The organism is Anaerobacillus alkalilacustris (assembly GCF_001866005.1).
GTDB lineage: Bacteria > Bacillota > Bacilli > Bacillales > Anaerobacillaceae > Anaerobacillus > Anaerobacillus alkalilacustris.
This window is the reverse complement of record NZ_MLQR01000003.1, coordinates 18507-42821: the sequence shown is the minus strand read 5'-3', so window position 1 is coordinate 42821 and position 24315 is coordinate 18507. Positions and strand designations below refer to the sequence as shown.

The window sequence follows — 24315 nt, the reverse complement described above, 5'->3', positions numbered from 1 at the left end:
TTACGACTAGAGGATGTTTTAACTTTACTAATACTTTCATTCTTATAGCAATTAAATTATTGCTTATCTAATTCGATATCTACCTTCTTACCACCAACAGAAATAAAAGTATAAACCTCTAACTCAGTATTTATTTTTGTTAATCCTTGCAAATACGGTTTTATTAAATCTTTAAAATCTTCACAAATTCCTTCTTCTTTCATATTGGCAAACACATACATTTTCGTTTCTTCCATTACAAATGATAAGTATCCAACAGCTTCATTCCGATCTGTAACTATATTTAAAACTTGAGCATTTTGATTGATGAATTCTGGGGAAAAATATATTTGCAAATGAATTCTCCTTTCTGTCCTTTGTTCAATTATTTCACTTTAGGTTTATAAATAAACTTCATAACTTTATAAACAAAACGCAAACTAAACCAGTAAGGAGGGATTACATGGTTAACAACAATCAAGATTTCGAAAAAATTTATGAACAATATCGAAATGAAGTTAAAATTTTTGAAGGTAACATTGAGGAAGGTAAAGAAAAAATTGTAGCTGTTCGTAAAAATAATGATGGAGACTTAATTGCATTCAAAACAGAGAGTGGACGTGAATTAGATTACATTACAGCTCTAAATGAAGCAAAGGCAGGATTATTAGCTCATGTTGATGTATTTCATAAATACGAAAGAGACATTTTACGAAGTGAACCAGATGGAATTAAAGAAAACAACTTAGATAATCTACCTGAATTTTAATATAACGTAAATAGTGTCAGCCACCCCAATACTAACAGTTTGAAGTAGCTGACACTTATATTATTACTCTTAACACGGAATTTCAAAAGTTTGACCACAAACTTCTTCGATCAATTTACAAAACAACCCAAACTCTTTAGGGAATTTATTACTTCCACTTTTACAGATTTTCCCTTCCTCTGTAAGGATTTGTACACTCCATTTATTACCACCCACTAAATTTGCCTTTTCATATTTAGGATTCCAATGAAGTATATTCGTATTTTTTAATTCATCTCTAAATTTTTCACACTCTTCATTAGAAAATGTGATTACCGTTTCATCATACGTCCCACTTTCTTGTGCCCATACACCTTGATAATTTTCTAAATTTAAGTCCACAGTAAAGGCCTTCCCAAAATATCCACGAACAGTGGCTTTTATTCTTTTAATTTCACTATAATCAATATTTATTTGAGCGTAACTAAGGTCTTTAACCTTTACAGATTTTTTTGAAATTTGCTTTTTGCGTTTCATATTTAAATTCAATACTTCTACCCTTTTGGTGAAAAATTGAGTACTAACTTTAGAATTTTCCATTGAAATCGCCTCCTACTTATATAAAAAAACCAATATCTCGTCACTTTTTCTGACAATAATGTAAGCGCTTTTAAAAACATGGGCAATAGAAACGATTCCACAAGTATTTGAGGTTATTTTTGATAGAAAATCTTACATTTCCCCTCAAAAAAAATTTCAGTTGAAACCGCTCTAAGCATTGATATATAAGGAATTTTCCTAGTTATAGTTTACCTAATTACGGCAATTTTTCCAAGGGTAATTACCAATTTTTTTAAAATTTATGAAACCATTTGTTCACATTTTGAACAATATTTCTACCATGGAAAAATTCATTTCTATGTTTATCATAATGATAATCTTTTTTCCACTCTTCTATATTTTCAATGATTTCAGCTATCGCATTCGTAATAAAAACTATTTCTGAATTAGTCATTGTTGGATGTAATGATAAACGTACCCACCCTGGTTTAGTTGAAAAAATTCCCTTATTGATGTTATCTGTAATTTTTTTCGATTTTTCTTTACCTATTTTTAATAAATAATGACCGTAGGTTCCTGCACAAGCACAACCGCCACGTACTTGGATCCCATACCGATCACATAATAGCTTCGTCATTAAATTATAATGGATTCCTTCAACTGTAAAAGATATAACACCAAGTCTTTTTATCGTATCTCCTTGTAAAATGGTTAGTCCTCTAATTGAGATAAGTTTATTAAATGCTAAATTTAACAGTTCTTTTTCTCTTTGGAGGATTTTATCTTCCCCCATTTCCTCTTTCAGGGTGATACAAAGTGCTGTTTTTATTACTTGTAGAAAACCAGGAGTCCCTCCATCTTCACGCATCTCTATGTCTGGATAATATTTCTTCCCTCCCCATGGATTTGTCCATAGAACAGTACCACCCCCTGGATGATCTGGAATATGACTTTCATATAAATTTTTATTAAAAATTAACACACCACTCGTTCCCGGTCCCCCTAAAAACTTATGAGGCGAGAAAAAAATTGCATCCAACCGCTCTAGTTCATTATGTGGTCTCATGTTAATCTTTACATATGGAGCGGAACATGCAAAATCTACAAAACAATAACCGCCATACTCATGCATAATCCTAGCCATCGCATGATAAGGTGTTTCAATTCCGGTCACATTTGAACATGCAGTAAATACACCAATTTTCAGCTTGCGATTTTTGTATTGTTCTACAGTTTTACGTAGATTTGTAAGACTTATACAATTATTTTTGTCAGGTTCTACTACTATAACCTCTGCAATCGTTTCAAGCCAAGACGTGTGGTTCGAATGGTGCTCCATATGTGTCACAAAAACAACAGGACGATTTTCGCTTGTAAGGTACATTCGTTTTTGGTATTTTTCCAGGATCCTAAGCCCCAGCATTCGTTGAAATTTATTTACAACATCAGTCATACCAGCCCCTGATGTAATTAGGATATCATGTTCCAAATCAGCATTTACATGCTTTTTAATTAGTTTCCTTGCATAGGAATAGGCAGCTGTCATTGCCGAACCAGTAATATTTGATTCAGTGTGGGGGTTTGCAACAAAAGGGCCAAATGTAGTCAGTAACTTTTTTTCAATCGGCTTATATAGTCTTCCGCTAGCAACCCAATCAGCGTAAAGAAGCTTTTTTTTCCCGTACGGTGTTTGATAGGTTTCGTTCAAACCCACAATATTTTTTCGATATGCTTTAAAATAGCGCTCTAAATTAGACATAGTATCTCTCCCCCTTTTCCACTATGTAAAAAGCCCTTCTTACTTATTGTATTTGAATTACATAAAAATTGTGATTTTGCCTCATAAATTAAAAGTGGTAAATTTTCCTATTGTATTTATTGTGTAATGGTGTTATATTAAACAAGCGATGAGCTCAAGTTGCATAAGTCGAGATTGACACACCTTTATGGTAATGCACTATGTGGAGTGCAGTCTCTCGCCGCAAGACGCAAGAAAGACGCCCTTTGGGCGTCTTTCTTTATTTTATCCAAGTAATAACATCTTCTTTTGCCTTACGTGTTTTAGGTCGTGGCTCGTCGATACGATAGCCGAAAGCCACCATAACAGAGACATCTAAATGCCCACCCTCTAATAAACCTTCTTCCTCAAAAATCTTATGTACACCATCATAGTTAAATCCTTCGATAGGACAAGAGTCAATACCGATTTGTGCTGCAGCCGTCATCATATTTGCTAAAGCAATATACGTCTGTTTACTTGCCCAATCAAACATTGTGCGTTCGTTGTCTAATAAGTGTTGATCTGACTCCTGAAAGTTTTTATAGCGTTCATGAACTTTACCAATTAAATCTTCTGGCAATCCTTTAACTTCCAATAAATGATTTTTTATATATTCAGAATCATATTTCGTATCTTTCATAGTTCTAGCTAATATAGCTACATAATGACTAGCAGTTGGGATCTGACCTTGAGCCCCCCAAGACACTTCTTTTAGTTTGTTCTTTAGGTCCTCATTTTCAATTACTACAAACTTCCACGGTTCAAGACCAATCGAACTCGGTGACCATCTTGCAGTTTCCAAAATAAAATCAAAATCAGCCTCTGATATTTTTTTAGTTGGATCAAACTTCTTTGTTGCGTGTCTAAATTGATACGCATCTAGAATTTGCTGTTTTATTAATTCCTTATTTTCCACATTAATACTCCCCTTTTTAATTCATACTATAACATTAACTATTGTTATCTATTTATTATAATAATAACATTTCTAAAGCGAAACAAACATAAACACTTTTAACAGTATTGTCACTCAAATATTCTACTTAGGACTAGAGATTATTCCACCTTCTAAGATAGACTTAAAACATAACGAAAGAAAGGAGAAAATCTTTCAACTCCTTTCTTTTCTGCTACCGAATATAACTTATTTATTTTTACTCAAGTTAAAGCATACTACTTTCGGCTCTGTCATTGCTTCAATTGCATACCTTACCCCTTCTCGACCTAAACCTGATCCCTTTATCCCCCCGAAAGGCATGGCGTCAATACGATAATCACTACTGTCGTTTACCAACACACCGCCTACTTGCAAGTTCTTTATTGTAAAGAAAGCCTTATCTAGGTTAGAAGTAAAAATTCCTGCTTGGAGACCAAAATTTACAGCATTAGACTTTTCAATTGCTTCTTCCAAACTTTCAACAGCTGTAACCATTACTACTGGACCAAAAATTTCTTCTTTCGCTATTTTGGCTGTTGCTGGAACTTCCGTTAAAATTGTAGGTTCGTAAAAGCTACCGTACCTTTTTCCACCTAATTTAAGCTGTGCTCCTTCATCTAAAGCTTCATTTACCCACAATTCAACTCGTTTGGCTTCTCTTTCAGTAATCATCGGACCAACATTTGTTTGTTCATCCATTTTATTTCCAATCCTGAGCAAGGCTGTTTCTTCAATAAATTTCTTTAAAAAGCTATCAAAAATTTGTTTCTCAACAAAAATACGTTGAACACCTATACAATTCTGTCCAACTGCCGAAAAAGCACCCGAAACACATGAACTCACGGCTTTTTCAAGATTTGCGTCGTTTAATATTATAACTGGAGAGTTAGAGCCTAACTCCATATTTATCTTCTTAAGCTCTGCTTGACGGATAATTTTTTTGCCAACTTCTAACCCTCCAGTAAAAGATATCATCTTTACAGATGGATGGCGTACAAGCGTTTCACCTATGTCACGACCCGAACCTGTAATTACAGATAGATAACCCTTTGGTAAACCTGATTGGGTAAATGCTTCGGCAAGTAATAAAGCACTTATTGGTGTTACTGATGCTGGCTTTACAACGATAGCATTTCCTGATGCAAGTGCTGGACCTATTTTATGTGCGACGAGATTTAGAGGATCGTTAAATGGAGTGATTGCACCGACCACCCCAATAGGAAAGCGATAATAATACCCTAATCGATTTTCACTTCCTTCTCTCTGGTCAAAGTTTATTGTTTCACCATTTATTCGTCTAGCTTCTTCAGCACTTAGTAGAATAGTTTGAATCGCGCGATGAACTTCACTTCTAGCTTCGCTTATTGTTTTACTACCTTCTAAACTTATTGTATATGCATATTCCTCAGCATGTTTTTCAATAAAGGCTGCCGCTCTATTGAGTACCTCTATTCGTTTATGAGTAGGCCATTTTTTAAAATTTCTAAACGCTTCAGCACCTTTTTCAATTGGACTAACCATCTCTTTCTTTGTTGCTAATGGGACTTTCCAATAATTTTATTATCTTGGGGATCTATGACATCAAACGACTGATTCGAATAGACCCAGTCACCTGCAAGAAGCATTTTCCGTGATTGGATTTTCATCCGCATCACACACCACCTTCCCCATTTATTTGTATTGCCATTGGTAATTAATGATATCAATTAACAAAGAATAACCTGTCTCTACTAGACCTGCTCCGGCTCCCGATAAAAATATCGGACCAGCTAAATCACAATCATACATAATTGCATTTGTCGCACCTGTCACACTTGCTAATGGGTCATTTTCATCTAACAGTTCAGGTTTTACACTCGCTATTACATTCCCATTTTCTTTTTTAATTCGAGCAAGTAACTTCCACTTCTTTTTCTTGCGTAGAGCTTCTTGAACCATTTTTTCGTTTAAATCGGTTATTCCCATACACGTTACATCTTCAGTAACTATTTCTCCCCCCATAATATAATTAGCTAATATCACTGCTTTATAACGAGCGTCATAGCCTTGGACATCAGAAGTTGGATCTGCTTCTGCATACCCTAATTTTTGCGCTTTTAGTAGTGAATCTTCATAAGAATGTCCTTGTTCCATTTCCGTTAAAATAAAGTTAGTCGTTCCATTTAGAATTCCTTTTATTTCTGAAATATCATTTCCAGCTAATGTCACGGTAGGCATTCTAAGTGCGGGAGTTCCACTCATAACTGTTCCTTCAAAACCAAAGAAAACATCGTTCTTTTTTGCTAAATCAGAAAGCTCCTTGTATGCGATTGCAACAGGGCCCTTATTAGTCGTAACGACACTTTTTTTCTGTTTAAAAGCGGTTCGACAATGGTCAATAGCTGGCTGTCCTGTTTTTACATCAGTATAGGTTACCTCAACAATCATATCAGCATTTGAATTTTTAATCGTTTTCATACTGTCCCAGCCTTTTATAAGACCAGGGGTATTTGGATAGTTTTCAACATTTCCGGTATCATTGACTACTTGTAATACTTTTTCAATATTTAATCCCTCTGGATGATAAACCGAACCTTTTTTTTTGTCACAAACCGATACTACGACTGGTTGTAAACTATACAATTTTTCTAGTTTCTTCTTTTCTTCTACTAATAACTTAGCTAACGCCTGACCGACTCCGCCAAATCCTATAAATGCTATATTCATAGGTGTTGTTCACCTCCAATATAGAGTAATAGATTTTGAGCGCATTTCGTTAGTAATGCTGTCCCGACTGGAAGAGCATCTTCGTCTAATTGAAAATAGGGCGAATGAAGCTCGCCTCTTAACCCACATCCTAAAAAAAACATCATACTAGGAATTTTCTCAGCAATAAAACTAAAATCCTCGCCACCCAAACCAAAAGGCTCTTCCAAAATGTTTATTGAAGGATATAAAATTTTAGCTGTTCGTTTCACAACCTCTGTAATCTTTTCATCATTGTATAGAGCTGGTTCACCATGTTCAATTTTAAGTTCGTAGCTACCACCTAAACTTTCTACGATGCTAGCTACGATTTTCAATTCATCTATTAACTGTTGTCGGACTTCTTTTTTATAAGAACGGATCGTTCCTCTTATCTGTACACGATTAGGAATTATATTAGCAGTTGTGCCACCATGTATTTCCCCTACACTTATTACCGCTACGTCTAGTGGGTTCACACGTCTACTTGTTAAACTATAAATTCCTTGTAGAACGAAACTTGCCATCCAGAGAGGATCTTTTCCTTGGTGTGGATACCCACCGTGTCCACCTACTCCTTTAATTGTTAGCATAAAATTGTCGATGTTAGCCATACTTGGCCCTTTGTTCACCTGTAATTCACCTGTTTTTCTCCAAGGACAAACATGCAATGCAATAGCTGCTTTCACATCATCAATGACTCCTGATCGTAAAAGGTGTGGGGCACCTGTAAGGCCTTGTTCATCAGTATTTTCTTCAGCTGGTTGAAAAATTAGTTTCACCGTACCATTTAGCAATCCGGCATCTGCATCTTCTTTTAATAGTTTTGCTGCACCTAATAACATCGCTGAATGAGCATCATGGCCGCAAGCATGCATCACTCCATGATTAGTTGATGCATATTCTAATCCCGTTTCTTCTTGAATTGGTAGGGCATCCATATCTGCACGTAGTCCGATGACTGGCCCTTTTTTTCCACTTATTGTAGCTACTATACCGTGTCCACCAATCCCAGTATGAAACTGTGTAAACCCTATGGCTTTAAGCTGTTCCAAAATATACGCACTCGTTTTAACTTCTTGAAAACTTAGTTCTGGGTTACTATGCAAATGACGACGCCAATTAATAAGTTCTTGTTTAAGACTTTCTGCTTTCGTTGCTATATTCAAAGGTGATCAACTCTCTTTTGGTAGGGCATCAAATGCTTGCTTCAGATCATAAATAAGATCGTCAATGTCTTCAATTCCTGCTGAATAACGAATTAGCCCTTCTGGGATCCCCATTGCTGCACGTTCTTCTGGGGTACATTCTACATGACTTGTCGTTCTAGATGGACCAACTATTGTTTCAACAGCACCTAGGTTTGCTGCCCGATTTGCGTATTTTAATTTCGGTAATAAATGCCTAACTGTATCTACGCCACCTTTTACTGCAAAACTTAACATTCCACCAAAATTAGACATTTGTTTTTTCGCTATTTCATGGCCTGGATGATCAATTAGTCCTGGATAAAACACAGCTTCCACCATATCTACTGTTTGCAAATATTTTGCAATGGCCATAGCATTTTCATTTTGTCTATTAATTCTTAAAGAAAGTGTCTTCATACCACGAAGCAATAAATAAGCGGCCATCGGATCAAGTGTCGCCCCATTTATTTCTCGGTAATGATAAATCGCTTCAACTAATTCTTTTTCGCCACAGACTGCACCACCTAAAGCGTCAGCATGCCCACCTAAAAACTTTGTTGCACTATGAATAACAAGATCAACACCAAGTTTTATAGGTTGTTGGTTGATTGGCGTGGCAAACGTATTATCAACAATAACCAGTGCATTTTGTTTTTTGGCTGCTTTTGTAATACGGTAAATATCAGTAATTTTCACTGTTGGATTAGTTGGCGATTCAATATAAACAACGTTACAACCTTTGGCAATCTCATCCTCTATTTCTTCATGATTACCGGTTTCGCATAAGGTTACATCGACTTTTTGTTTCGGTAAGAATTCTGTAAATATTTTATTTGTCCCTCCATAAGTATCTTTTATTGATACAACACGGTCACCTGGATATAAAAATGTACTTAACGTATTACTAATCGCAGCCATACCAGTTGAAAAACTAGTAGCAGCCTCTGCTCCTTCTAATATTCGAATCTTTTCTTCAAAAGCTTGAACGGTTGGATTGGTATTTCTGCCATAAATATGGCCTTTCTTATTTCCAATTGCCACTTCATACCATTCATCCATATCGTCATAGCCAAAAGATACACTATGAACGACAGGAACTTGGGTTGCTCCAAAAGCAAGATAGTCACGCTCACCCGCCCATACGACCTCAGTACCAATATTTGTTTTCTTCATATAGAAACCCTCCTTAAATGAACGATTTTGCCTGTTAATAAAAGTACTAACAGGCAAAAGGATGTCTTAGCTAATTTTCCCATCTTGGTTCGTATATGAAAAAGGATCCTGTAGGATTAATTGGCGTGGAAACGTCGTAAACGTTTCACACCCTTTTTCTGTTACTCTGAACGTTTCACTAATCTCTATGCCATAATTATCAAACCAAAGTCCTGGTATGAGGTGGAACGTCATATTCGGCTTTAAGATGGTTAGATCGCCATTTCTAATACTAGCCGTATGCTCTCCCCAATCTGGTGGATAATTTAAACCTACCGAATATCCTAAACGTGATTCTTTTTCAATTCCATGTTTCTTAAGACTTTTACACCAAGCACTCTCAAGTTCACCACATGTTAAACCAGGTTTGACTGCTTCTAATACTTCATTTAGACCCTCGATAACTATAGGAGACAGTCGCTTTAATTCTTCTGATGGAGTTCCAATTGTAATGGTTCGTGCGAGTGGGACATGATATCGTTTATAACAGCCTGCTAATTCAATGATAACTTCATCTCCCTCTTTAAACATACGATCAGTCCACGTTAAATGAGGACTCGATGTGTTCTCCCCTGAGGGTAACAATGGTGCAATCGCTGGATAATCCCCACCATACTCATCTGTACCAGCTATTATTGATTGATAGATCTTCGCAGCTGCATCACATTCTCTTAAACCAGTACGTACATATTCAACTCCATTTTTCATCGCTTGATCAGCAATTTTTCCTGCACGCTTCATATATTCAATCTCTTGATCTGACTTCACTAGTCGAACGAAGTTTACTAGTAACCCTGCATCTTTAAACGTTGCATAACATAGATGCTTACTCAGTTGCGCATATGCCTTTGCCGAAAAATAATAATTATCCATTTCCACTCCGATATAGCGTTTGCCATGCCCTATTCCCCTTAAAATATCGGCAATAAAATCCATTGGATGATGGATAGTTGAGTGAACGTAGTAATCTGGATAACCAATGACATTTTCAGAAGATAGCCACGTTGTTTTTTTGGCTCCATTACCATCCTGATTTCTCCCAATCCAAATTGGTTGAGCCTCATCTATAATAATCATTAGCATCTGATGCACATAAAAGGACCAAGCATCATAACCAGAAAGATAATTAATATTTGCAGGATCCGTAACAAGTAAAACCTCAATTCCTCGCTGGGCCATAAGCTGCTTCGTCTCACTTAAACGGTTTTGATATTCTGATATATCAAATGGAAGCATCGGATCCCCTCCTTGTGTTAATAGAAAACCTTGCTAAACTACCATCTGAAGAAAAATTATACTTACTTCTCGATAGTGTAAAAATGTTGGTTATTTGTTACTATCATCATATTAATTTCTTGGTTTATACGGAATGTTAAAATTGTATGAAATTTGGACGAATGATTTTATACAAAATAGTTAGACAATGTAAGATTTCCTACGAAAAATGACGAACAAGTGAAATATAACTTTATCTCAAAAAAATAAGGTATAGCTACCAAGCTTCGTAGCATACACCTTATATTTCCTTTAACATCCAGAGGCGAACACTTAGCTCTAATAAAAACAAATCATCAGAATCTACTAATGACAATTGAGTTAGAGACTCGATATTTCTTAATCGATGTAACAAAGATTGACGATGTAAATTTAAGACCCTTGCAGTTTGACTTACATTACCTTTGTATTTGTTATAAATCATAAATGTATAAATTAAATCAGTTTGCCTTTTGCGATCATAGTCAAGCAATGGTTGTATTGTAGTTTTCACAATTTCAGCTATTTCATCATCTTTGGAAATAGCCATTAACAATCGATTAATTTTCGTATCACTAAAAAATGTACGCTGTCCAACGTCTTTCTGTCGCTTGCCAATATCAAGTGCAGTACTGGCTTCTTTATAGCTTTCATGGAAGGCATAATGTCCATCTTTATGTGTAGCGATCCCCCACGATAATACAACCCCTGTTAATAATTCATATAACCTTCGTTCTATTATATCTAAAAATTGGTTAGCTGTTTCCATATATGGATGATGATCGGCTTCTAAAAAAACAATGACTTCACCATCCTCAAACGTTATCATATTACGTCTGTGCAGTAATTTAGCTGCATTAGTAATTTCCTTTTGCAAGTAATAATTTAAACTTTGAAGAGATTTGACTTCCTGTTGAACCTTACGTTTATTTTTAACTTCTTTAAGAGAGACTTCACCAACAATACATATATAAGGACGAGTTAAATCATGTCCGAGTAACTGTGCTTTTGAAATAATTTGACTTGTCACTACTCCCTTCGTTTTTGCCAAATTTAATATAAAATTATCATTTAAACGAATTTTCGTCATTTCTACCGCATTTTCCTTAACAAAATAAAGTGCACAAGCAGTTAAGGCGTGTTCAAGCACATTCATAACAAACCATGTTAACTGTTCCCTATCCTCTAACTGAATAAATAAACTTCCTTGACTTTTTTGATTGTTTAAAATGGAGAGTTGGAAGCACATTTGATCATTAACCATATATTCTTCCATGAAATGATAAAGTGGATGTTCACTAAATAAAATGTTTAAATGAGGAATTTGCTGAAGTTGCCCTAGTTCTTTTTCGAAAAAAACTTGTATTAACTTTTTATCAAAATGACGTTCTGCTCTAATTGTTTGAGTTTGATCTGTGATCGCAACTGGAATTTTTGTATATTTATAAAGTAAATTAGCTATATCTTGTAAACTTTTCCCGTGAAGAACACAGTTGATTAGTTCTTGTCTGACAGTTTCTGCTTTCTGTCGTTCTCCTTGCTTATCTTGATTTATTTTCTCTAAAACTATTTTTAGTATATCTCCAAATCTAATCTCCCATGGAATTTCAAGAATGATAAATTGATGTTTTTTCGCTAATTCCAATACTTGGTCTGGAATATCATAAATATATCTTCCTGTGGCTAATCCTAAGACAGAAGCCTCAGAATCAATAATATCTTTAACAAATTGTTCCAATAAGTTTGGATCGTCCTCACAACCGATACCAGTGCTTAATACAAGTTCGTTTTTTTTCACGAAATTTTCTACCGGAAGTTCAATCACTGTTACCCACTCAACCACTTTCTTATCTAAAAATGATTTCCCACACCTTATTTTAGCTGTTTGCATAATTGACATTTGGACAATATCCCTAACAGTTAATCCCACTAAAACACCTCACCCGTACAATATTCTACTTAATTACCATACTATGTTTTTAACCCACCTAATCATGACCCCAAATAGAGAATTATTCAAATCGAAGGCTAAATGACTAGTATTGGGGACAAAATTTTCAAAAGTTGTTGACCAATTTTCTTGAAATCAAATAATAACTACCCGGTACTGAAATTGGCAGAAAAATTTATTCTATAATTGAGTGAATATCATAATTACTAGGATCGATCGACATAAATCTATACCTAGTTACGAACAGTTCAACGTACATAGATATAAATTCTTAGTACGAGAATAATGAATGAAGCAATTCATTAAAAATTTGAAACATTTCTTTATCTTTAACGACTACATATTTGAATAAAAAATAATCACCTTTGGGGGTATAAAAAATGAAAAAACAATGGAAAATTTTATTATCTATCGCATTGGTTACTGTATTAATAACAGCTTGTGGGACTGGTGGGGAGACATCAGAAAACCAAACAAGCGGGAACGAATATGAAAATCTTACTGATGCTGAAAAACAAGTGGTTAACTTTGAAGAAATGGTTACTGCAAAAATTGAGTTGTTAGACGGTCAGTATTTCTTTACATTGATAAATAACAGTGACGAGGATATAGATTTGTCCTTTAGCAGTACTCAAGAATATGAGTATACGATAACAAACAGTAACAAAGAGCACCTATATACGTATTCAATGGATAAAATGTTTGCAGAAATGTTCGTCGAAAGAACGATCGCTCCAAATAAAGATTATGTAACAGAAGTCGATGTAGAGTATTTGGTGAACCTTGAAGATGGCACATATACTTTAGAAATTTGGTCAGTAGCATTAGAGACCAATGATTTAAGATCAAAAATTGAAATTACAATTAATCAAGAAAATCTCGGTACCTACGTTGGGCAAATTGACAACAATTCCGTTGAGATTATTGATAGTAACGGGGAGCCAAAAGCTTATCGTCTTACTGACGAAGTTAGATCATCTATTTCTACCCTTGAAACAGATGATAAGGTAAAATACCTTTTCTATGAACAAGATGGACAATTATTTTTAACACTAATTGAAGAAAGCAACTAATTCAAGAAAAGCGTAGGCGCTGGAAGGCCTTTGACAGAAGCCGCTCTTTGGCTTCCACGTGCTTCTGCGTCTAACAACACTGCTTCGAAGTAGGCTTCTTCGAAGTAGGCTTCCTCGAAGCAGTGTTTTGTGCGACGAGTAACCGCAGGAGCAAAGTAGCATGAAGTATCTTCAAAGAAGGAATCCAGAAAGTCATTGAAGTCAGAAACTTGACTGAAGTGACCGAGCTCGTAGGCTGCTTGCGCTAGACAGTTTCCAAGTTAGAAATTTATAAATTCTGATACTGTAAGAAAAAACTAAGACTCAAGCTATAATTAGGTAGCGAGTAGTCTTAGTTTCTCTTTACACGTTAGGATTTTTATTTACAAAAAATGAACTACATCGTAAGGTCTTCAACTAAATCTTTTAATACACGAGCCGCTATTACACAATCATTTAATGATGTCCATTCCATTGGATTATGGCTAATACCACCTTTGCTCCGCACAAACACCATGGCAATAGGGAGGTGGCGGCCAACAATCATTGCATCATGCCCTGCTCCACTAGGTGATAAATGGGATGACCTCACATGATTTTCAACAGCTTTCATAACTTTCCCTTGCATTTGAATGCTAATTGGCACAGGTGTAATTCGAAAATTCTCAGTTATTTCTACTGATATTCCTCGATCACTTGCTACCTGTTTTGCTGATTCAGTAATTTTATCTACCAGAAGATCTCGTGTCTCTTTATGTATATCCCGAATGTCAACACAAAGAGTTACTTTACCTGGAATTACATTCACTCCATTCGGGTGTACATGAACTTTGCCAACAGTTGCTACTGCTGAAGGACTAACCTTACTCGGTAACGTTTCTACTTGTAAGATAAATTGGCTCGCTGCAGTTAAAGCGTCTGATCGATCATTCATTGGTGTATTTCCAGCATGACCTGCAATCCCTAAAAACGATACTTCTATCCAACATGGTCCTGCTATTCCTGTTACAACGCCTACAGGTAAATTTTCCTTTTCTAATTGTTTTCCTTGTTCAATATGAACTTCAACAAAGGCTGCAATTTCCTTCAAATTACGTTTTGCTGATAAATAACCATCAACTGTTAAGCCAGCTTCTTCGAGTACTTGTTCAAATGAATTTCCAAAAACATCAATTAGTTTTAGCTGCTCCTCACGAATCACCTCTCCCACCATTGCTCCACTACCACTTAATCCACCATTGAACCGAGATCCTTCTTCATCAGTGAAAATGACTACTTCATAAGGTTTCGTTGGTTGGTAGCCCTTTTCTTTCCAAGCTGCTACTACCTCTAAGGCAAGTAGAACACCAAGAGTACCATCAAAGTGGCCGCCATTAGGTACAGTGTCAAGGTGAGATCCAGACATCACAACAGGCGAATCATTCTCTTTTCCTTCTAAACGTCCAAAAACATTGCCAGCTCCGTCTTCACGAACTTCTAAGCCAGCTTCTTTCATCCATTCTTTAACAAGTTTCTTTGCTTTTCGTTCTTCTTCAGAAAAACCCATTCTACTTGAACCGTTGTTAGGAGTTAAACCAATTCCAGCTAATTTGGCTAAACGCTCAGCAAGACGCTTACCATTAATTCCTTCAACATTTAACTTATGATCATAATCTAATAGTAACCTTTGATAAAATCGCTTTGGAAAATCTGTCATTTCATTATGCATGTTTTCTCTCCTTTACACTCTGAGATAACGTTTTTTCTATTCTAAGATAAAATAACAATCGTAATCATAACACTAATTTCCACATTGTTAGAAGAAATAACTTGTACTTTTTATTATCTATTATTCTTTTTTAATTTTAAAGAAGAATATTCCTATAAAGCTGACCTAACAATCATTGGGAAAGAACCCCCCACTGATTGTTAGTTATTCTATATCAGACCTTTAGGGACAGTTAATCCCCAACCTAAACTTTTCGATTTTCTTAAGCTTTGAGGTGGCGGTCTGACTGCCTCTTAAGAGTGGGATAAAACAACAACTCTAAATAAAGAATTATGTAATTCTTTAACTTTATGAATTGAAAAAAAGTATGTTATGATATTTTTATCAAAATTAAGGAGAATGTATGTGCATTATCGTTGGATCGCATTATGGTGGATCTCTCTAGCTCAATTATTTGCACTAAGCCTTTGGTTCAGTGCCTCTGTTATTATCCATGATTTAAGATTAGCTTGGGGGTTAAGTACGTTTTCAGAAGCATTTATTACTTCATCAGTTCCCATTGGCTTTATTGTTGGTGCTCTGTTTAGTTCATATTTTGGTTTAGCTGATCGATTTAACGCAAAGAAAATCTTTGCTTTCTCGGCACTATTAGGGGCAATTATTAATGCCTTGATTTTATTATCAACAACAGCATGGGTAGGTATTGTTCTACGTTTTATAACAGGTGTAACATTAGCCGGCGTTTATCCGATAGCTGTAAAAATTCTCACACAATGGTTTCCGAAAAATCGTGGACTAGCAATTGGCATATTAATCGCTGCCTTAACCATTGGTTCAGCGCTCCCTCATTTTATCGTTGTATTTTTCTCAGGCTTTCATTGGCATTTTATTATAATTAGTAGTTCTAGCCTAGCCATGCTTGCTTCTATCATCATGTGTTGGATTGTTAGAGACGCTCCTAACACCATGAACAAAACTGCCTTTTCCTTTACATTATTAAAAAAAGTAATTCAAAATAGACCTGTCATGCTAGTAAACTACGGTTATTTTGGTCATATGTGGGAGCTTTATGCCATGTGGACATGGCTACCGGCCTTTATGACAGCAAGCTTTATGACATTTTCACCCGAGATTAAGCCATGGTTTAGTGCTTTGGCTTCATTTATTTGTATCGGAATTGCCGGGGCTATCGGGTGCATTCTCGGTGGCTATGTTGCTGATAGAATTTGCCGAGCTCGTTTAACAATTATATCAATGGGGATCAGTGGTCTTTGTGCTGTTCTCATTGGATTTACATTTGGCAGAGCAATCTGGCTTACGATGGTGGTCGCAGTAATTTGGGGTGTTTTCGTTATTGCTGATTCAGCTCAATTTTCAGCAGCGGTTTCAGATTTTGCAGAAATAGAGTACGTAGGAACTGCATTAACATTTCAAATGTGTATCGGTTTTATGATAACCATTATTACAATTCAACTTTTTCCTTTATTACAATCATATATCGGTTGGGAGTTGGTATTTCTATTCCTTGCCGTTGGACCTTTATTCGGAATTTTATCAATGCTTAAATTTCGTTTATATGAATTTAACAAGCCGACCTAGTGTGATCGGCTTTCTTTTGATTGTCTATGATTTCTGTACTTTTCTACTAAACGTGCGCCAGTTCACGTTCTTCAATATTAAGTGGTGGAGGTACTAACCAACCTTTTTCCTTTTGAATACGTAATAAACGAAGTCCATATGTGGCTTTTTCCACATGGTATTTACCAAATATTGTAGCAATGTCTTCACGAATTGCTTCACCCATAATTTGGCTACAAGAAACTAAACCAGTAGCAATGTTTTTGGCAATAGTCATAGCTATTTCACTATCGTTAAACCGTGCCCCTACCGGAATACTTTCCAAATTTGCTATTGGTCTTTCAGGTGGTGCTGGTGGAAGTGCAATTCCATTTTCTTTTAATAAGGCTTCTAGTTCTTGTACCTGTGGCTTCATCTCATTACGGATTTTATCCTCAATGAATTTCTTTAAATCTCCATCCCCTGTATGATTAATAAACGTTTGATATGCTGCAATCGTACTATTAACTCCTGACAGGTACACCCAAATTGAAGATACTTCGCCGTAATGCATTGGTTCATCTTTTGGATTTCCACTTAAGATTCCCATTTTTAAATCCCTCCATATCGTTGTTAGACAATGTGTCTACAAAACATAGATTAACCTATCTGTAACAAAACTCTCCTGATAATATTTGGAGAGGATAAATGATAATCAAGAAGTATGACCAAGAAAAATATCATTACGGGAAGAAAAAATTCACATGCGCTACATATCATAAAAATTCTGTTTTACAATGACCGAAAATAGTTTCGACCGTATCCAGTTAGAATTACTAGTGTTTTTTCTTTTTTGGAAATACTTTTTTTCACATTTTAATTGTTCGTATTCAATCATGTTACCTGCTACCTTCTTTTCTTCAACTACAACCCAGTGATCATTTTTTAAAGTCAAATATACCATCACATTTGTATTTGACGTTTCTTTGTATAGGAAATAGGCATGATAAGGTCTAACAAAGAGTCTTGGTGTACCCCTTGTACTTGCTTTTATATTTTTAAAAAGACCTGACAACGTATGATAGTATTGATCGTTTTCTTTACCTCCATAAGCCAAATGTGCGGCCTCAATATCTCTTATTGTAAATTTTTCATAAGTGTCGTCGATATCAAGTTGAAAGCTATTAATAATATCTTCCATTACTTTTTTGTTGAATAGTTCATCTCTCAATTTTCCTTCTTCCACACACTCAGGAGAAAGTGACTCAGATGTATCATCACTTCTTACGAGTAGTGTATTTAGAGAAATGCTCATAACAAACATCGAGAAAGCGACAAAAAGATACTTCAACTCTCTTTTCACCTCAAATTATTTTTTTGTTATTATCTACCAAACAATTGAGATTATACAGTGGCATTACTCGTTACATCTCTGCAATAATTTTTTGCGATCCTCCCATTTGTGCACGCTCTTTCCAATTTATGCACCATTCCTCCTGGCTTCTGCTACTATGGTCAGTTAGAAATTTATAAATTCTGATTATGAAAAAAAGTTATGATCATTTATTAATCATAACTTTCTTCTAAAACCTTCAATTCTGTGATAACTTTTCTACACTTACCCTTCCAGAGAAAAATGTTGCTCCTCCACCCATATCTGCAATTCGATCAGGCGTAAGTGCGTTGACAAAATATTTTGTCCCTAGTGCATCAGCCCATAAACCTTGCGTAACGACAACACCCGGAAGTACATTTTGTCCTACTGCTGCAAGAAGTTCACATTCACCACGTTCATTCCAGATTCTTACTTTGTCACCATTTTCAATTCCCAGTTTGAAAGCATCCGTTTCATTTAAATGCACTCTAGCCACCTTCTCTAAACGAACATGCTTTTCATTGTTAGAAAACGTAGAGTTTAAAAAATTATGATTAGGTGCAGGAATAAATAAAAACGGATGCTCGCTCTCTTTTACAAGAGGCATATATGAAGGCAATGCTGGAAATCCTTGTATTGTCAGAGCTTCAGAATAAAGCTCAATTTTTCCACTAGGTGTCGGAAGCCTTTCCTCTAATATCGATTTCCTCTTTGCTTTTATATATTGTTTCTCACTAAGAGATTTGTAATCTATTCCTAGTAAATGAGGATTGTTACAATTCAACCCTTGATGAATCATCTCCACGTCGCTATCTTTAAAGCATTCTTCTTCAAATCCAAAACTTTGTGCAAGCAAACGAAACACATCCGTATTAGATTTACTTTCCCCGTAAGCCTCAATAACAGGTTGTTGAATTTGAACAAAGTGATGCCAATATGACGTATAGAAATCTGTATTTTCATAGGATGAGGTTGCTGGAAGAACAAGATCTGCATACATTGCTGTTTCTGTTAAAAATAAATCGTGAACAACAGTAAACAAATCTTCTCTAGCTAGCCCCACGCGAACTTTATTTCCTTCCGGTGCTACTATCGCCGGGTTGCAGTTATAAATAAATAATGAACGAATTGGCTGATCCTTATCCAAAAGTGCCTGTCCAATCACGTTCATATTTATGATACGTGTATCCTTTTTTTCTAATAAATCAAGACGCTCGAGAGCTTCACTATTATGATTTAAAATACTACTATTACTTTTTATCGCACCGCCGCCTTTGATACGCCATTGACCAACTAAAGCAGGAAGGCAAGCAACTGTTCGAACACACATTCCACCATTATCATGATGTTGCATTCCATTTCCTATACGTATAAACGATGGAGAAGTTTCACCGTACATTCGAGCTAGTTTGTAAATGTTTTCAATTGGAACTCCAGTCAGTGCGGAAACTGTTTTGGGATCATATTGTTTCACATGCTCCTTTAACTGTTTATGCCCTACTGTATAACGCTCTAGAAAATCATTATCTGTCAGTTCTTCCGCAAACAATATATGCATAAGACCTAAAGCAAGGGCTGCATCAGTTCCAGGTAATATTGAAATAAACCAGTCCGCCCAACGTCCTGTCTGGTTTTTATGAACATCAATTACGACTATTTTTGCTCCATTTTTCCTCGCTTTTTCGGCAATGGCAACTTGATGCATATTTGTACTTACCGCGTTAACGCCCCAAAAAATAAAAAGTTTTGTGTTGATCGTTTCTTCTGGGTCTGTTCCAAACCCTCCACCCATTGTATATTTATATCCTGTAGAACCCGCATCTGAACAAATCGTTCGATCTAATAGACTCGCTCCTAATCGATGAAAAAAACGTCGATCCATCCCTTCAGAATTTAACTTACCCATATTTCCATAAAAACTATAAGGTAGAATACTTTCTGGACCTGATTCATCGATTAATTTTGACCAACGCATACGGATCGTTTCAATTGCCTCATCCCATGAAATTCTCTCGAAATTCCCTTCTCCTTTAGCACCAACTCGCTTTAAAGGGAATGAAAGTCTCTTTGGATCATAAATACGCTCTGTCATATGGCGTACCTTATTACAAATATTTCCCTTTGTTACTGGATGATCCGGGTCACCTTGAACTTTTACAATTTTACCATCTTCCTTAGTAATAAGTAATCCACATTGATCTGGACAGTCAAGGGAGCAAACAGATGGAAATACTCCATTTTTCTCACTTACATATTCGTTCATACTATATCACCTTTAATATCCAAAATAATTGAAGTGCAAAGCACGATGCACTTTGCACTTCAGTCTAAACTTATTTTACTTCCGTTGTCCAGTTATATGGATCTGCGATTTTACCTGTTTGAATGCCAGTTAATGTGTCATACAATTTTTGAGACAAATCTCCAATTTTATTGTTATTAACTGTGATCTTTTGCCCATTCCATTCTAACTCGCCAATTGAAGAAATAACTGCCGCTGTTCCTGTACTAAACACTTCTTCTAAAGTTCCTTCTTTATGATATTGGAAAATTTCTTCAATGGAAACTTTTCTTTCGGTGACAGGAACTCCCCAATCTTTTAACATTTCAATAACGGACTTTCTCGTAATTCCAGGTAAGATACTCCCACTTAATTCTGGAGTTATAACTTCACCATTTACTTTAAAGAATGCATTACTTGTACCAACTTCTTCAACATATTTCTTCTCAATCGCATCTAGCCATAATACTTGAGTGAACCCTTCACTAGTTGCTTTTGTTTGTGCGTTAAACGTTGCACAATAATTCCCTGCTGTTTTGGCCATTCCTGTTCCACCACGGACAGCTCTTGTATAGTGTTCTTCAACTTTAATACTAACCGGTTTTATCCCACCTGTATAATATGAACCTACAGGTGAAAGAATCATGACTAATTTATATTGTTTTGATGCAGCTAACCCTAAAAATGCCTCTGTTGCAATAATAAACGGTCGAATATAAAGCGATGTTCCTTCTGCAGTTGGAACCCAATCTTTTTCTACATTGATTAATTGCTTTAAGTACTCTAGTACTTCTTCTTCATTTACAGGCGGCATAGCTAAACGTTCGCTAGACATGTTTAATCTTTTGAAATTTTCATCAGGTCTAAATAATAGAATTTTATTATCGCTCGTACGGTATGCCTTCATTCCTTCAAAAACTGTTTGTCCATAATGGAAGATAACCGCTGCTGGATCTAATGAAATTGGCTCATAGGGTGTAATTTTCGGTTGAATCCAACCTTTCTCAGACGTATAATCCATCACAAACATGTGATCAGTAAAATATTTTCCAAAACCTAATTTATCATCATTAGGCTTTTGCTTTAAATTTTTTGATTTAACAATTTCAACTACTGTGGCACTCATAAACTGATCCCCTTTTTCAAAAATTCTTGTTCAATTTAAATTTTTCTGTTAATTTCATTTTAAGTTTTATTGATCGATATGTACAAGGGAAATTTCAAGAAAATTCAACATTATTTTTCGAAACCATTATTTTTTTGACAAATTTTTCAGAAATAAAAATCTCCCCCTCCTAGAAATAACCATTTTTCATTGTACAAATTTCGATTTTATCCAATAATTTTAATTTTTTACAAATCTATAAGTAATTGTACAGGACAGTGGTCACTACCAATGATATCTGCATGAATTTTCGCATCGACGATCTTTTCTTTTATATTATCGGAAACAACAAAATAATCAATTCTCCAGCCAATGTTACGTTCCCTGACTTTATTCATATAGGACCACCACGTGTATACTCCCTCTTTATCCGGGTAAAGGTGTCTATAAGAATCAACAAAGCCGCTCTTAAGTAGCTCTGTCATCTTTCCGCGCTCTTGAATTGTAAAGCCAGAATTACCATGGTTTGATATTGGATTTCTTAAATCTTTTTCCTCATGAGCAACATTTAAATCTCCACAAATGATCACAGGCTTTACCTTTTCTAATTCAAGTAAATAGGACCTGAAATCCTCTTCCCAACAAAGTCGGTATTCAAGTCTAGACAAGTCACGTTTTGCATTTGGTGTATACACGTTAACCAAGTGGAAATCATCATACTGCAAAGTGATTACTCTACCTTCTTGGTCGTGTTCCTCGATACCAAGACCATATTGAACGGATAGAGGCTCCTTTTTTGTAAAAACTGCAGTTCCTGAATAACCTTTCTTTACAGCATAGTTCCAATATTGATTATATCCTTCTAGCTGTAAATCAATTTGACCTTCTTGCAACTTAGTTTCCTGAACGCAAAATATGTCTGCATCTATTTCATCAAAAAAGGCTAAAAATCCTTTTTTAACACAAGCCCTTAGTCCATTCACATTCCAAGATATTAATTTCATACCGTTATTTTGATCTCCTTGCTTTAATAATATAACAACATGTTAGATTATACTCTCATTTTTACAAAAGGCACAACGAAAAAAGCTTTAACTTTATGTTCAGCTTTTTCAAAAATCTGGAACACTGGAATAAAACCTCTACTACAAGAAAAGCGCAAGCGCCTTGGTCACGAGCGATAGGCACTGGAAGGCCTTTGACAGAAGCCGCTCTTTGGCTTCCGAAAAGGTCTGAAGTGACCGAGCTCGTAGGCGCTGGAGCTAGACAGCTTCCAAGTTAGAAATTTTATACTTTCTTACCTTGTAAGAAAAGCGCAAGGCGCCTTGGTCACGAGCGAAAGGCACTGGAAGGCCTTTGACAGAAGCCGCTCTTTGGCTTTCTACGTGCTTCTGCGTCTTCTATTATTGCTTCGTAGTAAGCTTCCTCGAAGCAGTGTTTTGTGCGACGAGTAACCGCAGGAGCAAAGCTGCATGAAGCTATTCAGAGACGTTATTCATGTAGTTATTGAAGTTAGTAGCTTGACTGAAGTGACCGAGCTCGTAGGCTGCTTTGCGCTAGACAGTTTCCAAGTTAGAAATTTATAAATTCTGATTACTATGAAAAAAAACTAATGTATATTTTAAACGTTAACATAGTGGAAACGAGACAAAACGTGATAAAATAATTAAAAACGAATGAAAGGGTGATTGCATGACTCAACAATTTGAAGTTGGCCAAATTGTTACAGGGATTTATAAAACAGGGAAATACATAGGGGAAATCACAGTAATAAAAGAATTAAATTTTGTCATACGTGTCTTAGCCGTTCTCAAACACCCTACACAAGGTGATCTCCATAATCCTAAAAAGATAGATGTAGGATTTTTTCATGAACGACGAGCCTTAGCTTTTTGTGAACAAGTAAATATTCCAAAAGTATACGTAAAACCGTATGAAAGCGAAGTACCAACTTATGAAGAATCATTAAAAACCGCATTGAATGAATTAGTGAAAGAACTAGCCGAAGATCGTACTCCTTTTGCGAAAAAGTCTTTAGACATATTAGACTCACTTAAAACTGATTATTTCAAGTAGTATTAAACTTCCGAAATTATTTAGTATACCATTTAGCTTCGGAAGAGAAAACAGCACAAAATAACACACCAATTAGCTTATTGGTGTGTTATATTAATTTTTCTTTTGTTAACTGCAAAATAATTTATTATAACTTTACTTTTCCTTGTGTATCTCTTATGTGTTCTTCATGTTTATTTTCATCTTTGATTTTGCTTAATAGATCCTCTAATTTGCACTCTTTTTTCTGAGTTTGTTCTTTTTCACGACTCATTTTTCAGTACTCCTTTATATCAGGTTTTTCCAGAGTGAAACTAGGTGCTAAATCAGCTTTTTTCTCCAAAGCCTGAAACCGTCAACTACATCCGCTCTTCTCTTAATAATATGAATGACTTTTTTTCTTGTGATTTTCACCACCATTACGTTTCGATAATATATCTTCGATCATCTCTGTATGTACATGCGCCCATGCATTTTCACGAAAATGAACAATGACACTTGTAAGTAAAATGAATACATAAAGAATAATAAATACAACCCATAAGTAAGCACCCTCTTGGAACAACCACTGTTGTAATTGCTTTGAAAAAATAAATAATAGCCAAGGAATTGCACTTACAAAAACCGGTATCATCCCAGAACCCTTTTTTTCTTTTAACATTCGATAACGAATGTTTATTAATGCTCTATCTTCTATTGTTTCATAAAAAGTTTGAATTTCATCTAGCTCATTTAGTTCTTTTAATTCATTTAAATTTCTACCTTTTTTCTTAGTTCTTCTTAATTTACAATAAAACTTCCATGCATCTCCTCTAAATGTTATCACCTAACCCCTCCTTTCTTATT

General features: G+C 35.5%; 21 protein-coding genes and 1 pseudogene. 4 read left to right on the top strand and 18 right to left on the bottom strand.

What is annotated here, in order from left to right; genetic code table 11:
• Positions 1 to 56 precede the first annotated feature (56 nt).
• The gene (locus BKP37_RS04640) at positions 57 to 335 is read right to left on the bottom strand and encodes a hypothetical protein (protein WP_071308520.1); all 279 of its coding nucleotides are present in this window, start codon (positions 333 to 335) and stop codon (positions 57 to 59) included.
• 107 nt (positions 336 to 442) lie between these two features.
• On the opposite strand from BKP37_RS04640, the gene BKP37_RS04635 reads away from it, so the two are divergent.
• The gene (locus BKP37_RS04635; RefSeq protein WP_071308519.1) at positions 443 to 748 is read left to right on the top strand and encodes a DUF3892 domain-containing protein; all 306 of its coding nucleotides are present in this window, start codon (positions 443 to 445) and stop codon (positions 746 to 748) included.
• 69 nt (positions 749 to 817) lie between these two features.
• On the opposite strand, the gene BKP37_RS04630 is transcribed toward BKP37_RS04635, so the two are convergent.
• From BKP37_RS04630 to BKP37_RS04590, 9 genes and pseudogenes are all read right to left on the bottom strand, one after another.
• The gene (locus BKP37_RS04630; RefSeq protein WP_071308518.1) at positions 818 to 1327 is read right to left on the bottom strand and encodes a hypothetical protein; all 510 of its coding nucleotides are present in this window, start codon (positions 1325 to 1327) and stop codon (positions 818 to 820) included.
• Between the two features lie 253 nt (positions 1328 to 1580).
• On the bottom strand, positions 1581 to 3047 hold the full coding sequence (locus BKP37_RS04625) for an aminotransferase class V-fold PLP-dependent enzyme (protein ID WP_071308517.1): 1467 nt from the start codon (positions 3045 to 3047) through the stop codon (positions 1581 to 1583).
• A 259-nt stretch (positions 3048 to 3306) separates the two neighbouring features.
• Positions 3307 to 3984: an NAD(P)H-dependent oxidoreductase gene (locus BKP37_RS04620; RefSeq protein ID WP_071308516.1), complete on the bottom strand. Its 678-nt coding sequence runs from the start codon at positions 3982 to 3984 to the stop codon at positions 3307 to 3309.
• A gap of 228 nt (positions 3985 to 4212) precedes the next feature.
• A pseudogene (locus BKP37_RS04615) lies at positions 4213 to 5657 on the bottom strand (aldehyde dehydrogenase family protein).
• Positions 5658 to 5676: 19 nt separating this feature from the next.
• Positions 5677 to 6711 (bottom strand): homoserine dehydrogenase, encoded by a 1035-nt coding sequence (locus tag BKP37_RS04610; protein ID WP_071308515.1) that lies wholly within the window; start codon positions 6709 to 6711, stop codon positions 5677 to 5679.
• Entirely contained in the window at positions 6708 to 7898 is a 1191-nt protein-coding gene (locus tag BKP37_RS04605; RefSeq protein WP_071308514.1) for a M20 metallopeptidase family protein, read from the bottom strand. The genes BKP37_RS04610 and BKP37_RS04605 overlap by 4 nt, the downstream gene beginning before the upstream one ends.
• A gap of 6 nt (positions 7899 to 7904) precedes the next feature.
• Complete coding sequence (locus BKP37_RS04600) at positions 7905 to 9092, bottom strand: cystathionine gamma-synthase family protein (protein ID WP_071308513.1); 1188 nt, start codon at positions 9090 to 9092, stop codon at positions 7905 to 7907.
• A gap of 66 nt (positions 9093 to 9158) precedes the next feature.
• Entirely contained in the window at positions 9159 to 10367 is a 1209-nt protein-coding gene (locus BKP37_RS04595; protein ID WP_071308512.1) for a M24 family metallopeptidase, read from the bottom strand.
• A gap of 280 nt (positions 10368 to 10647) precedes the next feature.
• Positions 10648 to 12315 carry a PucR family transcriptional regulator gene (locus BKP37_RS04590; protein ID WP_071308511.1) on the bottom strand — a complete coding sequence of 556 codons (1668 nt, stop codon included), beginning with the start codon at positions 12313 to 12315 and terminating at the stop codon, positions 10648 to 10650.
• 401 nt (positions 12316 to 12716) lie between these two features.
• Here BKP37_RS04590 and BKP37_RS04585 point away from each other — a divergent pair, with 401 nt between their 5' ends.
• Positions 12717 to 13409 (top strand): BsuPI-related putative proteinase inhibitor, encoded by a 693-nt coding sequence (locus BKP37_RS04585; RefSeq protein WP_071308510.1) that lies wholly within the window; start codon positions 12717 to 12719, stop codon positions 13407 to 13409.
• Between the two features lie 376 nt (positions 13410 to 13785).
• Here the strand turns inward: BKP37_RS04585 and BKP37_RS04580 are convergent, their stop codons facing one another.
• Positions 13786 to 15096: a Zn-dependent hydrolase gene (locus tag BKP37_RS04580; RefSeq protein WP_139193061.1), complete on the bottom strand. Its 1311-nt coding sequence runs from the start codon at positions 15094 to 15096 to the stop codon at positions 13786 to 13788.
• A gap of 405 nt (positions 15097 to 15501) precedes the next feature.
• Here BKP37_RS04580 and BKP37_RS04575 point away from each other — a divergent pair, with 405 nt between their 5' ends.
• The gene (locus BKP37_RS04575; protein ID WP_245712445.1) at positions 15502 to 16695 is read left to right on the top strand and encodes an MFS transporter; all 1194 of its coding nucleotides are present in this window, start codon (positions 15502 to 15504) and stop codon (positions 16693 to 16695) included.
• Between the two features lie 46 nt (positions 16696 to 16741).
• On the opposite strand, the gene BKP37_RS04570 is transcribed toward BKP37_RS04575, so the two are convergent.
• The 5 genes from BKP37_RS04570 to BKP37_RS04550 form a co-directional block, all read right to left on the bottom strand.
• The gene (locus BKP37_RS04570; protein ID WP_071308508.1) at positions 16742 to 17263 is read right to left on the bottom strand and encodes a DUF3231 family protein; all 522 of its coding nucleotides are present in this window, start codon (positions 17261 to 17263) and stop codon (positions 16742 to 16744) included.
• Positions 17264 to 17422: 159 nt separating this feature from the next.
• Positions 17423 to 18004, bottom strand: a complete 582-nt coding sequence (locus tag BKP37_RS04565; protein WP_071308507.1) for a hypothetical protein — start codon at positions 18002 to 18004, stop codon at positions 17423 to 17425.
• A 241-nt stretch (positions 18005 to 18245) separates the two neighbouring features.
• Positions 18246 to 20291, bottom strand: coding sequence for a molybdopterin oxidoreductase family protein (locus BKP37_RS04560; RefSeq protein WP_071308506.1), 2046 nt, complete (start codon positions 20289 to 20291; stop codon positions 18246 to 18248).
• Between the two features lie 70 nt (positions 20292 to 20361).
• A complete protein-coding gene (locus BKP37_RS04555) occupies positions 20362 to 21435 on the bottom strand; it encodes a branched-chain amino acid aminotransferase (protein ID WP_071308505.1) in 1074 nt (357 codons plus the stop codon).
• A 227-nt stretch (positions 21436 to 21662) separates the two neighbouring features.
• Positions 21663 to 22418 (bottom strand): exodeoxyribonuclease III, encoded by a 756-nt coding sequence (locus BKP37_RS04550; protein WP_071308504.1) that lies wholly within the window; start codon positions 22416 to 22418, stop codon positions 21663 to 21665.
• 688 nt (positions 22419 to 23106) lie between these two features.
• Here BKP37_RS04550 and kapB point away from each other — a divergent pair.
• Positions 23107 to 23490, top strand: coding sequence for a kinase-associated lipoprotein KapB (gene kapB / locus BKP37_RS04545; protein ID WP_071308503.1), 384 nt, complete (start codon positions 23107 to 23109; stop codon positions 23488 to 23490).
• A gap of 127 nt (positions 23491 to 23617) precedes the next feature.
• Here kapB and BKP37_RS20645 read toward each other — a convergent pair whose 3' ends face one another.
• Entirely contained in the window at positions 23618 to 23743 is a 126-nt protein-coding gene (locus BKP37_RS20645) for a hypothetical protein (RefSeq protein WP_281242998.1), read from the bottom strand.
• A 102-nt stretch (positions 23744 to 23845) separates the two neighbouring features.
• Complete coding sequence (locus tag BKP37_RS04540; protein WP_071308502.1) at positions 23846 to 24295, bottom strand: hypothetical protein; 450 nt, start codon at positions 24293 to 24295, stop codon at positions 23846 to 23848.
• Positions 24296 to 24315: the final 20 nt, after the last annotated feature.